This is a genomic window from Parabacteroides johnsonii DSM 18315, from assembly GCF_025151045.1.
Classification (GTDB): domain Bacteria; phylum Bacteroidota; class Bacteroidia; order Bacteroidales; family Tannerellaceae; genus Parabacteroides; species Parabacteroides johnsonii.
The window spans coordinates 3,680,705-3,693,358 of record NZ_CP102285.1; the positions used below are offsets into that span (position 1 = coordinate 3,680,705).

9 protein-coding genes and 1 pseudogene are annotated in these 12,654 nt (G+C 42.3%); 3 read left to right on the forward strand and 7 right to left on the reverse strand.

Annotated elements, in window-relative coordinates:
- Nucleotides 1-244: 244 nt before the first annotated feature.
- Complete coding sequence (locus NQ564_RS15225) at nt 245-2,314, forward strand: sensor histidine kinase (RefSeq protein ID WP_008146612.1); 2,070 nt, start codon at nt 245-247, stop codon at nt 2,312-2,314.
- 9 nt (nt 2,315-2,323) lie between these two features.
- On the opposite strand, the pseudogene NQ564_RS15230 reads toward NQ564_RS15225, so the two are convergent.
- The 7 genes and pseudogenes from NQ564_RS15230 to NQ564_RS15260 all read right to left on the reverse strand — a co-directional run bounded on the left by NQ564_RS15230 (nt 2,324) and on the right by NQ564_RS15260 (nt 9,717).
- A pseudogene (locus NQ564_RS15230) lies at nt 2,324-3,846 on the reverse strand (lipopolysaccharide biosynthesis protein).
- A gap of 52 nt (nt 3,847-3,898) precedes the next feature.
- The gene (gene ruvB / locus NQ564_RS15235; protein WP_005645102.1) at nt 3,899-4,924 is read right to left on the reverse strand and encodes a Holliday junction branch migration DNA helicase RuvB; all 1,026 of its coding nucleotides are present in this window, start codon (nt 4,922-4,924) and stop codon (nt 3,899-3,901) included.
- 56 nt (nt 4,925-4,980) lie between these two features.
- Nucleotides 4,981-5,490 carry a hypothetical protein gene (locus NQ564_RS15240; RefSeq protein WP_233441456.1) on the reverse strand — a complete coding sequence of 170 codons (510 nt, stop codon included), beginning with the start codon at nt 5,488-5,490 and terminating at the stop codon, nt 4,981-4,983.
- Between the two features lie 171 nt (nt 5,491-5,661).
- Nucleotides 5,662-6,114 (reverse strand): porin family protein, encoded by a 453-nt coding sequence (locus NQ564_RS15245; protein ID WP_008146617.1) that lies wholly within the window; start codon nt 6,112-6,114, stop codon nt 5,662-5,664.
- 105 nt (nt 6,115-6,219) lie between these two features.
- Nucleotides 6,220-7,398, reverse strand: a complete 1,179-nt coding sequence (locus tag NQ564_RS15250; RefSeq protein WP_008146619.1) for a hypothetical protein — start codon at nt 7,396-7,398, stop codon at nt 6,220-6,222.
- A 21-nt stretch (nt 7,399-7,419) separates the two neighbouring features.
- Nucleotides 7,420-7,773 (reverse strand): DUF3244 domain-containing protein, encoded by a 354-nt coding sequence (locus NQ564_RS15255; protein WP_008146621.1) that lies wholly within the window; start codon nt 7,771-7,773, stop codon nt 7,420-7,422.
- Between the two features lie 267 nt (nt 7,774-8,040).
- Nucleotides 8,041-9,717 carry a hypothetical protein gene (locus NQ564_RS15260; protein WP_039847995.1) on the reverse strand — a complete coding sequence of 559 codons (1,677 nt, stop codon included), beginning with the start codon at nt 9,715-9,717 and terminating at the stop codon, nt 8,041-8,043.
- A 661-nt stretch (nt 9,718-10,378) separates the two neighbouring features.
- Between NQ564_RS15260 and NQ564_RS15265 the strand changes: the two genes are divergently transcribed.
- Both NQ564_RS15265 and NQ564_RS15270 read left to right on the forward strand, forming a co-directional pair.
- Complete coding sequence (locus NQ564_RS15265) at nt 10,379-11,593, forward strand: ROK family transcriptional regulator (RefSeq protein WP_008146628.1); 1,215 nt, start codon at nt 10,379-10,381, stop codon at nt 11,591-11,593.
- Nucleotides 11,594-11,725: 132 nt separating this feature from the next.
- Nucleotides 11,726-12,643: a dihydrodipicolinate synthase family protein gene (locus NQ564_RS15270; RefSeq protein WP_008146629.1), complete on the forward strand. Its 918-nt coding sequence runs from the start codon at nt 11,726-11,728 to the stop codon at nt 12,641-12,643.
- Nucleotides 12,644-12,654: the final 11 nt, after the last annotated feature.

Genomic DNA, 12,654 nt, shown 5'->3' on the forward strand with positions numbered 1-12,654 from the left:
ATCATGTTTGTATACGAACATCCCGTTAAACGACCTTTATAATGGCTAACACTCTCTCACAACCGTTTTAACACATCGCCTAAACTGCACAAAGATAGAAATAGTATCTCGAAATAAAAAATAAGAGCTGTGAACATAAAATAAGTGGAGCATATATCCTGATAATTATTGATTTTCACTTAACTTTGCAGATACACAATACAGAAACAACAACGAACACTCTCAATTAATCCCGGTAAACAAGATGAAACACTACATTCTCCTGATATACTTCCTCGCTTTTTCCCTCTCTACAGAGGCGAATACAGCAGTGAAAGATTCGCTGTCGGGGGCCTTGTCATCTGCCTCCTCTCCTTTACAAAAACTGGAAATCATGACTAATCTGATGGATATTTCCCGACAGGAAGAACAAGTGGAATATGCCAAGCAACTCTATAAACTCGCCCTTGAAGAAGACGAAGACTATTATAAGGAAGCGGCCCTGACCGAAATCTTGCGCTTTTATGTGAATACCGATGCCAAGGACAGCGCAAAGGTGTATCTCGCCGAAGCCGAAAGGGAACTGAAAGGGAAAGCACGCGATTTCCTTGTCACGTATATGAAAACGATCATGGATGTCCGTGTTGTCTATTACACCAAAGGCGAAGACCGGATGAAGCTGATTGAAAAATACAAACTCCGCCTCGAAACGGAAAAAGGCATGCCGGTTCTCGACAAAATAGCGAACTATTATCTCCTCGGTATGGCGAACAGCAACCGGGTCGATCCGAAAAACCAGAATGCTATCTATAAAGAGATATGTTATTACATGAACAACCTGATCAAGCTATCGGACAATATCCCGCTCCGCTATTCGTATCTGTTCCGCCTGAATACGCTCAACATACTGAGCCTTATGGAAGCGACTCCCGAAGATCGGGTGAAAGCCTCCCTCCTCTACCTGAACATGCAAAAGGAATATGCAGACACAAAAGAGATGAAGAAGCGTCCGTACACAAGCAAACGGCATCTTCTGAACGCCTACTCCACCTTGGCAACCGCAACAGAAACGGTCGGGAAAGATATGGCAACCTACTATTTCAACTACTTCATCGATTTGAACAGGAAATATCCCGAAGATGCCGCATTCTCCGCCGAATATGACCGCTTTTTCACTTCGCTCAACTATTACAAATCGATACGGGACTTCCAGAAAGCGGCAGATTACAACGATTCAGTCATCTATTATTTCCGCCACGGCGATTTCCAGTTCGACCTGACCGAAAACATCGTCCTGACGCTAAAAGACAAAATCGACTGTCTCGACAGTCTGCACAGATATAAAGATGCCTACGAAGCCTACAAGGAATATACCGTACTCTTGGATTCCGCACGCACACGAAGCATGGAAAACAAAGTCGAAGACCTGGAGATCAAAAAACATGTAGACGAGCTGGTGGTCGAGAAGAAAGCGCTGGAAGTAGACCTGCAAAAAAGCCAGAGCCGGTTATATCTATTCCTTACATTGCTCATCCTTTCGATCTGCTTCGGAATCTTCATATTCTTCCGCTTAGGAAAGATCAAATCGCTGTACAAGGAGTTGCAGGAGTCGAACCGACTGGTAGTCATCGCCAGTGAAAAGGCACAGGAAAGCGAACGGATGAAGAACGCCTTTATCAAGAATATGTGCCACGAAGTGCGTACGCCGCTAAATGCGATCAACGGCTTTGCCGAACTCATCACCGGCGACGGCGTAAGCCCGGAGGAAAAAAAGGAATTCAGCAAAATCATCTATACGAACTGCCATAACATCACCTCCATGATGAACGATGTTCTGGTAATCGCCCAACTGGATAGCAGCAACGAAATCCTCCCGCTGGAACCGGTCCATATCGACCTGCTTTGCCACCACGAAATGAACCAGTTGAAAAAGTTGCAGCAGAAGCCGGATATCCATTACCAGATCGAAGGCGACAAGAGCAATGACCTGATCTATTCGGACCCGAATCATTTCGGCATTATCATCACCCATCTGCTGAACAACGCGAACAAGTTCACGGATCAGGGAAGCATCACACTTTCCTACCAGCCTGAAGAAGAAGGAAAAATAATGTGCATCAGCGTTACCGACACAGGATGCGGAATTCCGGCAGACAAGAGCGAATGGATTTTTGAACGTTTCACCAAGAACGACGACTTCATCCCCGGTTCGGGTCTCGGCCTCTACCTCTGCCGCCTCATCACCCAACGTCTCAACGGTTCCCTCAAACTGGACACCAGTTATACCGGAGGAGCCCGGTTCGTGCTACGGTTCCCGATTAATCCCTACAAATAGCCAACAGGTTCATATTTTGCCAGTTCCAATATTCTTAGATGCAAATCTTTTTCCGATATAAGGCAATTCGCTTAACGGAAGACGCGTTTAATGATGATTGCCAAGAAAACCAGGAGCAAAACCGTACGATAGCCCAAACGGAGAATTTCCGAATCGATACGGGGCAACATCCCGACAGCATAAAATAAAGCCGCCAATATGCTATAAATAACGGCCGACTTTATATCGTACCGGATCGGGAATTTCTTCTGCCCGATCACATAGGAAAGGATCATCATCAACAGATTGCTGGCAAATGAAGCCCAAGCACATGCCATATACCCGTAAACCGGAGCCAACAATACAATCATCAACACGGTCACCACGCAACCGATCGTCGAAAAGTAGGCTCCCCACTGCGTCTGGTCGATCAGCTTATACCAAAACGACAGGTTAAAATAGATTCCGAAGAACAATTCTCCCAACATCACAATCGGTACGACACGCAATCCGGGATAATACTTGGCGTCTACAAAATATTTCAGGATATCCAGATAATACATCACACCTAAAAAGATAATCAACGAAAAAATAATGAAATACTTCATTGCCTCCGAATATGCTTTCGTATTATCGTCATCCTTATTCCTGGCAAAAATAAAAGGCTCGTAGGCATACCGGAATGCCTGGATAAACATCACCATCACCACCGCCACTTTGAAACAGGCCCCATAAATCCCCAACTGGGTAGCCGCATAATCCTTATCTTCGAACAGGAAAGGGAACAGAATCTTATCCGCCGTCTGGTTGAAAATACCGGCAATCCCTAAAATCAGGATCGGGAACGAGTATTTCAACATCTGTTTCAGCAACACAAAACTGGCTTTCTCACGCAATCCGGGTATCATATCCGGCACCAAAAGCAAGAACGTCACCACCGAAGTAACCACATTACTGGCAAAGATATACTCTACCTGATAGCCGGGCACATAAAACCAACTGATCAATCCCGGCGCATGTTCATACAGCCACGGACAAACGATCAGGAAGAAGATCACCAATACGATATTCAGGAAGATGTTCAACAGTTTGATCGCTGCAAAGCGAACCGCCTTCCCCTGATACCTGAGGAAAGCAAACGGAACGCAACAGAAAGCATCCACCGCCACGATCCCCGCCATCATCCCGATATACTCAGGGTGCGCACCATATCCTAAAAAGTTACTGATCGGAGCCAGCGCACTGAACACCAACACCATAAACAGGACGGAAGTGAACGCCAGACTGAATAACGTCGTCGCATACACCCGCATCGGGAGCTTGATCTCTTTCTTGTTCATAAACCGGAAAAAGCCAGTCTCCATCCCATACGTCAAGATCACCATCAACAAGGCTGTCCAAGCATACAGATTCGTCACAATCCCGAAATCGCTTTCGGTAGCCAGTACACGCGTGTACATCGGCACCAGCATCCAGTTCAGGAACTTCCCGACAATACTGCTGACGCCATAAATTGCGGTCTCTCCTGCGAGCCGCTTCATTCCTCCTGCCATAATTTAAAACAATTGACAATTGATAATTGGTAATTGACAATTAATGGTTTGACTAAAATAGTGAGCTTTGTATTCCGTCGGGGCGAAGCCGTCCCAGATGGGTATAAGCCAACTCCGTCACCTCGCGACCGCGGGGCGTACGTTTGATAAAACCCTCTTTAATAAGGAAAGGCTCATAAACTTCTTCCAGCGTTCCGGGGTCTTCTCCCAGCGCAGTCGCGATAGTCGTCAGCCCTACCGGTCCACCATTAAACTTGTCGATGATAGTCGTCAGCAACTTATTGTCGATCTGATCCAGACCGTACCGGTCGATGTTCAATGCCTCCAGTGCATAGCAGGAAATCGCCTTGTCGATCTCGCCTGACCCTTTCACCTGTGCAAAATCACGCACACGACGTAGCAATGCATTCGCTATACGGGGGGTACCACGACTACGGGAAGCGATCTCGCGTGCTGCACTCAGCTCGCATTTCACATTCAGGATATCGGCACTACGCAACACGATCTTCGTCAGCGTCTCCATCTCGTAATATTCGAGGTGCATATTGATCCCGAAACGTGCCCTGAGCGGACTTGTCAGCAAACCACTGCGAGTCGTCGCTCCCACCAATGTAAACGGAGCCAGGTCGATCTGGATGGAACGGGCACTCGGCCCTTTATCGATCATGATATCGATCCGGTAATCTTCCATCGCCGAATACAGGTATTCCTCCACAATCGGGCTCAACCGGTGGATCTCGTCGATAAAAAGGACATCATTCTTTTCCAGCGAAGTCAACACTCCCGCCAGATCGCCCGGTTTATCCAGTACCGGCCCTGAAGTCACCTTGAAGCCGACTCCCAATTCATTCGCTATAATATTGGATAATGTAGTCTTTCCCAATCCGGGAGGCCCATGCAACAGCACATGATCGAGTGCCTCCTTACGCATCCGGGCTGCCATCACGAAAATCTTCAGGTTCTCGACTACTTTGGCCTGTCCGCTGAAGTCATGAAACGAAAGCGGGCGAAGCGCATTCTCATACTCTCGCTCGCTCTCCGGAACACGTGCATCCCTTATATCAAATTCATCTTCCATATTCTTATTGCTTTGACAGGCAAAGATAATAAGAATTACCGGGTTCTGAACTTGTATCACCGGAATATCGGGACAAAGATAGAAACTTGCAGATCACGTGTCCGTCCCGATTTCATATAAGGGACTCCTTTCATTACATTGCAAGTGCCATGTTTGTATGTCAGGGCCAGATCGAAGTATTTGAAAGTATAAGCGGCTTTGACAACGACCGGGACGTCAAAGGCTGATTTGATTGTATTCCCAATCATAATATGATCCTTAAAATGGAGAGTAGGCTCAACACCCGCTCCGACCTTCAGTCCTCCTATCAGGTTATAATTCAGAACACCGTCCAAAGCAATGTAGTTTCTTGCAAACTTACTTTTGTAGCCTTTAACCGGTGCCACTTCATAGCCAACCGAAGTAATTTCTCCCCGCTTCTGCCCATATAATAAAGTAGCATCCACCGATAAACGGTGTTTCAATTCGAATTGAAACTGATATCCCACATGAAAAGAAGGTTTCATATCCGGTATATTAAACCCAACGTTGCCTTTAGACATAGCCTCATCCTTATACCAATCCATCGAAACACCACCTATTACCCCACTTCTCACTTTCCCATTTTGTGCGGAAACAGATAAACACACTAAACTCAACAATAAAAACATCACTCTCTTTTTATTGGTTTGACTTCGTTGATATGACTGGAAAAATGAGAAAACCCCTACTCAGCGAGAATACTTTTTCAATATATGTCAGAGCACAAATTTATATCCTACAGACAATCCTAATACCGCAAATTTATCTGTCACACAATTCTGATAATAGCTGAGACCTAAATTAACCCTTGAAATATCAATACCCATTTTACATGCAACACCTATTTGCCCGACAGATGCAATTCCCAAATAAGGCCCGACATTGATATTTATTCTCAACTTGTTATTTATTGGCAACCGATATTGCATATAAATAGGCAAATTGACGCCAATCCTCCAATCGTCATAAGAATATGTTGGTTCCGGATTTGAATAAAGCATCAGGCCCGTTTGAAAATAAAAATTATTTTTCAGAGGGAAACTGATGTCCGCACCAGTCTGCAAACCCCATCTATGCGAATATATAATTCCGGAATAAGGCTGTAATTCAATCCCTTTTACGGACAAAGAAGAGATTAGTAAAAGTAGCGAAATAATTATTTTTCCCATTAAATTTTGTTTTTAGTTCTACAAATTCGCTTTCATATTTATATCTAAAATATTGCCATCGAGACTAAAATGCTTTCATCTCGATGGTAATATAGTTTGTATCATTTATTTAACAGCAAGAGTAACCCAAAATAAATTTTCAGAATTTTTGTACTGTCTTAAGTCGCCGGAAGTAGCATAGTTATCTTCATAAATTTGTTTTCGAGTGAAGGTTTTATCAAAAATAAACTCATCTCGTCTCTCATATTTAAATTTAGCTGAAACAATTGTTTCTTTACCGAAGAGATCAATATATCTCATATTACGTGTAGCTGTTTTATCTTTACCACCATCCGAATCAAAAACGACAAGAACGTTTTCTACTTCATTTTCTGGCCAAAAATTTCTTATTCGATAATCTAATTGTATTTCTTTCCCAACTTCACTACCTTTCATATTATATCTGTAAGTATTAACAAATCCTGTAGGTGAATTGGATAAAGACAGTCCAGCATGGCACCATATAAAATTCAACTCTGGTCCACCTGCCGACAGCCCTCCTTCATATGAGTGAAGAGCATTAAACTTATCAAGATAAATTCCGCTATCACTCCCTATAGCACGATTATTACAAGCCATTTTTTTAGCTGCATATTGGCTTAAAAACACGACTCCATCTTTATTTATAAATTCATCTTTATAAAAATTTGGAAGCTCATCATATGGTGTGCTATTTTCTGAAATAACCCAAACAGTATTTTGCTTAATAAATTCTTTCGTAAAAGATATAGTGTCTGTTTCATTATTATTCCCTTTAAAAATATAAACTAATTTATCATCTTCTGAACCACAGACAATGATAGGCTTGTCTAAGCCATTCCAATTGTCAGAATATGGCCAATATATCTGTAGATCACTATTTTCAAGAAGATCAAAAAAATCAGAATTCAAAGTTTCCAAATCCAATTCTTCATATTTCGCCTTCATTCTCTGAATTAAAATCGGAATATTAATAGATCGAGATATTTTACTTTCATCCGGATTAAGCATATCTGTAAATCTATATTCTTCATCTAAACCATATTTACATGAGTTTTCAACTCCTGTTTTAACTTCATTCATGACTTCATCATCAATCTCAACCATAGAAATCAATTGAGCAACATCTGATACTTCAATTGATTTTTCAATTGCTTTCGTCTGTAATTTTTGATTTGGTTGAAATTCATTTATTTCTTCATTAGTACATGACGTACCAAAAACAAGCGATAATAATATCGCAATAAACAAGTTATAAACTTTCATTTTTTATTATTTTGTAGTTAATTATAAAGATCCATAAATCACATTCTCACCATCTGTCACCAACACCACATCTCCATCTCTCATCTCTTCTTCCAAAGAAATGACCACCGAAGGCTGTGCCTCTACAGATTGTTTATATACTACTTCTCCTACTGAATTTGTTATAGTCACTTCGACCGTTCCTAAATTAGCAGAAAACTCCAACAACAAATCTTTGTTGTTGTCTTCAACCCATGCTTGGATGGATTGCTCAGAGATAATAGTTCTAAATCGATCACTCCATTTTCCTTTTAGGTGTATTCGTTTTTTGGCAAAGCAAGGAAACGAAAAAGCTGCTATTAAGAGCAAGCATCCGATTTTTCTAAATGTATTCATATAAGCATTGTTAATTAATCATTGGATGCAAACATAAAGGAAAGCATAAGAAGCTACAAATTGGGATATGGACAAAACCCTTTCTTATATGGACAAAATTGTCCTACATAAATTCACACCATCTGATAATAAAGCATATAGACTCATGCTACACTTTTATTATAGACAACTAACATTCACACAATCCCTACATTTAAATCTATCAATCAACTATTTACGAATTCCAATAGTAAGAATTGTCCATATTTTAATGCAAAATTCGGGCTTTTACCATCCTTTTTGAAGGATGAACTCGTTTATATCACCCCCCTTTTGGTCTGGGCATAGTTTCTGCCGGGTACGACTCCGGAATTTATTAGCCGAGTCTGAACTGACTCCTAAAAGAATGGCCTCTTCACTTAAACGCAGATTAAAAAAACTGAGATAACAGACTTTGGTTTCTGTTTTTGTCAGTCCCAACGTATTTTCTTTCATAAAAGCAGAAGTATTCGGAAAAAGAGAATTAATCAGCCGGATAAGGTCTTTCCAATCTTCTTCGCTTAATTTTTGTTCAATATTTAGTTCTACTTTCCGACATTGCTCCTTTATTGCTTTAAACAAAGAAGACTGTTTCAATTTTTCAAATCTCAAGGCAATGATCTCTTTCTTGTATTCACTTGTATCCTCATGTGTTGCAGCTTTCCTTTCCATCTCTGCCGTAAGCTCTTGAAGACGGTCTTCGAGTTCAGTTTTCAGTTTCTTATGATGTCTTTTCTCTTCTTCTAAAAACTTTTGTCGTTGATTTATCTCAAGAAGCCTTTTCTTATCTCTCATCTGATAGCCTACAACTAACAAAAGACAAATGATAACAGCAAAAGCTAACAAAAATCGTTTCTCAACTACCAATTCTCTATTCTCTTGAACAACAGTGACAACATCATGCCGTTTCTCCGCATCAACGATATCAACCTGCATTTGTTCATTGTACAAAGAATCCTTCTTTTCTTGGTATTGCTCCAAAAGACAAAGTGCCCTTTCCGTATCGCCAGCCTCTTTCTCTATAAGATAACCTAAATAAAAACAATCTATCAATGTATAAGAATTCGATGTCGGAGTTGCAGCTTTCTCAAGATAATAACGGGCAGAATCAAGGTGGCTTTCATTATAATAGAGATCACTCAAAGCCAGGTAAGTCGGAGCTTGATCCATCGTATTCAAATTTAAACACTTGAAGAAACAAGCTTTTGATTTCTCCACATCCCCCATCAAATCATAAATATTCCCCAAACCATTAGCTATTTCACCAATTTCAGCCGAATCCCGGAGGTTCGTAATAACTGAATCTGCCATTAGCATATAGTGAAGCGCCAACGACAAGGAATCGTCAAATGCCCATGTCTTTGCCACATCTCGCAAGGCAAAGGCATAACTTCGTTCATTACCAGCCTGTTTGAAAAAACCGACTGCATCTTCGACTTTCCTCCGCTCCTCACTTCTCTGACCCGTATATTGGTAAAGATCCGCCATATAGCTACAAATATACCCTGCTACATTATATAAATGTTTCTCTTTTGTCAACGACAACGCATCCGAATAAGCTTTCGTCGCCGGAATAAAGAGTTTGTCTTTCACATACGAACGCCCTAAGTAGAGCCCCATCCAAGCCTGCTGTTCCGCAGTCCCATGATTTTTGTACCAAGACAAAGCCCGGTCGAGTTGTTCGGTGTACAACATATCTTCGAACAATTTGTCCGCCGTCCGGCAATACAGCATACACCAACGTGCAAACTGCCTTTCGTTCAATTTATCAGGGGTTTCTATATTATTTAATAATGTATAAGCACTATCCGGATTTGTTTCCAAAAGTATTTCTGCCCGATCCATCATTTCCGACGCAGTCCGGTTCCCTCCGCATGAGAAGAAGAGACAGACAGGTAATAAGATAAGCAAGAATATGTTTTTCATACGGATATATTGTTAGATCTATTGCTTTCAGGCGGGAAAGGTACGCATTTTTATAATCAGGACAACACCTTCGACTACTCAGTTTATCGTAAAAACAGGCTTTTAGCTGTCAATTCAATTCGTTTTGGGCATTTCAGCCGACACGTATATCCCCCGTTTTTACGCTTTTCAGCCTAAAGCCCACCTGTTTTTAGCCAATATGCCAATGGAAGAAATGTGAACCTTTTAGATGATGATTTAATAGGTTCACATCATCTTCAAAACGAAGCTTAGTGTCACCTATTACTTATTGTACGATTCATTAAAATACTCGTTGGTCCGAATCGAAACAATAGCGCATGAAAATTGATTTTATACCCCATATATTTCAAATTACCCTTGCGGGTAATATTTTTTAAGAAACTCGATATTCGACAAAGCTCTGGTTATTAGCAGAAATTCCAATATAACGCTTTTAGGAGGGGTTATTGTACTTTGAACCCGTTTAGGAGTATTCACTTTTGGCCGTTGTGAGCTTCACTTTCTATGCGATGGAGAACGTAGAGAATGGAATCGCATATTTTGGCACGTTCACCCTAAATTTTACTTTCATAGTCCCATATTTGAAAAAATTTTATATACTTTTGTAGAGCTATATTATTATTATAACATTCTAACGGCCATGAATACAAATTTTTTACTGTCTTCCGATAATAACAGCCGCAGTGAACTTCTGAAAAAGAAGATCATCCACTATTATATCGCCAATGGCGACGCGACCATCGCCGACCTGGGCCGTGAAATGGACCTGAGTATTCCGACTGTCACCAAGCTGGTTGCAGAGCTTCAAGAAGACGGTTATATCCTGGACTTCGGGAAACAGGAAACCAGTGGGGGACGCAAACCGAACATTTATGGCCTCAATCCGGCATCCGGCTACTTTGTGGGAGTCGATATGCTTAAGGACAAGTTGAATATCGCAGCGATCGACTTTAAAGGCGACAAAGTACAACTCGAAGAGAACATCCCGTACCAACTTGAAAATACACCAGCCTCACTGGAGCAGTTCTGCAAGATTATTGACGATTTCATCGTTTCATTGCCTGTCGAACGGAATAAGATATTAGCGATCGGAGTCAATATCACCGGCCGCGTGAACCCAGCATCGGGCTATAGCTACAGCATTTTCTATTTCGAAGAGAAACCTCTTGCACAGATTCTCGAGGAACGGTTGCAGGCAAAGGTCTTCATTGAAAACGACAGCCGGGCCATGACCTACGGCGAATATATGAAAGGAGTCGTGCAGGGAGAAAAGAATATCCTGTTCGTCAATATGGCATGGGGACTGGGACTTGGCATCATCATCGACGGCAATTTATACTACGGGAAATCCGGATTTTCCGGGGAACTCGGACACTTCTGCATGTTCGAAAACGAGGTGCTGTGCCATTGCGGCAAGAAAGGGTGCCTCGAAACAGAGGCTTCCGGATCGGCTTTCCACCGTATCCTGATGGAACGTTACCGGAAAGGCAGCAACACCATACTCGCCGGGAAACTGGACAGCGGAGAGGAAATCTCACTCGGCGACCTGCTCGAAGCGGTGAGGAAAGAAGACGTGCTATGCATCGACATTCTCGAAAAAATGGGCGTAAATTTAGGAAAAGGTATTGCCGGGCTGATGAACATCTTCAATCCGGAACTGGTCATACTGGGCGGAACACTTTCACTGGCAGGCGAGTATATCAGTTTGCCGATCAAGAGCGCCATCCGTAAATATTCGCTCAACTTAGTCAATCAGGACACAGAAATCAAAATATCCAAATTAGGAGAAAGGGCAGGTTCATTCGGAGCATGCCTCTTATCAAGAAGCAAGCTGCTTGGTATGATACATTATTAATAGAACCTTCTTTTCTTTAGACCATTATTTGTAATAATATTTTAATCCAGGCTATATTATTAAAATATTTTATTTATATTTGCCGAGTATTTAAAAACATCGGATAGTAAAACACATTAAATCGCTCAGATAATGGAAAAGATTAAAGGCTTAATTGATGCACCTTTCACACCGTTCTACGAAAACGGGGAAGTAAATTACGAACCGATAGAAGCATACGCCAAGCTTCTGGTTAAAAACGGTTTAAAGGGAGTGTTTATCAACGGATCTTCGGGAGAAGGCTATATGCTGACCGACGAAGAGCGCATGAAACTGGCCGAAAGATGGGTAGAAGTGGCGCCTGACGGATTCAAGGTCATCGTACACGTAGGCAGCACATGCGTAAAATCGAGCCATAAGCTGGCTGCACATGCCCAAAAGATAGGTGCCTGGGGAATCGGCGCAATGGCCTCTCCTTTCCCGAAAGTGAACCGGATAGAAGAATTGGTGAAATACTGCGAAGAAATCGCATCCGGCGCTCCGGAACTTCCTTTCTATTACTATCACATCCCGGCTTTCAACGGTGCTTTCCTGCCGATGGTCGAACTGCTGAAAGCGGTGGACGGGCGTATACCAAACTTCGCCGGTATCAAATATACATACGAAAGCCTTTACGAATACAACCAGTGCCGCTTGTATAAAGACGGCAAATTCGATATGCTTCACGGACAGGACGAGACAATCCTTCCATGCCTGGCGATGGGCGGTGCACAAGGCGGCATCGGCGGGACAACCAACTACAACGGTAAAGAGCTGACCGGAATACTCGAAGCCTGGGCTGCCGGAGACCTCGAAACAGCACGCGAACGTCAGAACTTCTCACAGGAAGTGATCAATGTGATCTGCCATTATCGCGGTAATATCGTGGGTGGCAAGCGGATCATGAAGCTGATCGGGCTCGATTTAGGTAAAAACCGAACACCGTTCCAGAATATGACGGATGCGGAAGAGGCGGCCATGAAAGCTGAACTGGAAGCAATTCATTTTTTCGACAGATGCAATAAATTCTAAATCCATAAACG

Bases quoted from the DNA above. Each gene is read 5' to 3' on its own strand.
- NQ564_RS15250 (WP_008146619.1), bottom strand. From the start codon at position 7,398: ATGAAAGTTTATAACTTGTTTATTGCGATATTATTATCGCTTGTTTTT.
- NQ564_RS15270 (WP_008146629.1), top strand. From the start codon at position 11,726: ATGGAAAAGATTAAAGGCTTAATTGATGCACCTTTCACACCGTTCTAC.
- NQ564_RS15240 (WP_233441456.1), bottom strand. From the start codon at position 5,490: ATGGATTGGTATAAGGATGAGGCTATGTCTAAAGGCAACGTTGGGTTT.
- NQ564_RS15225 (WP_008146612.1), top strand. From the start codon at position 245: ATGAAACACTACATTCTCCTGATATACTTCCTCGCTTTTTCCCTCTCT.
- NQ564_RS15265 (WP_008146628.1), top strand. From the start codon at position 10,379: ATGAATACAAATTTTTTACTGTCTTCCGATAATAACAGCCGCAGTGAA.
- NQ564_RS15255 (WP_008146621.1), bottom strand. From the start codon at position 7,773: ATGAATACATTTAGAAAAATCGGATGCTTGCTCTTAATAGCAGCTTTT.
- ruvB (WP_005645102.1), bottom strand. From the start codon at position 4,924: ATGGAAGATGAATTTGATATAAGGGATGCACGTGTTCCGGAGAGCGAG.
- NQ564_RS15245 (WP_008146617.1), bottom strand. From the start codon at position 6,114: ATGGGAAAAATAATTATTTCGCTACTTTTACTAATCTCTTCTTTGTCC.
- NQ564_RS15260 (WP_039847995.1), bottom strand. From the start codon at position 9,717: ATGAAAAACATATTCTTGCTTATCTTATTACCTGTCTGTCTCTTCTTC.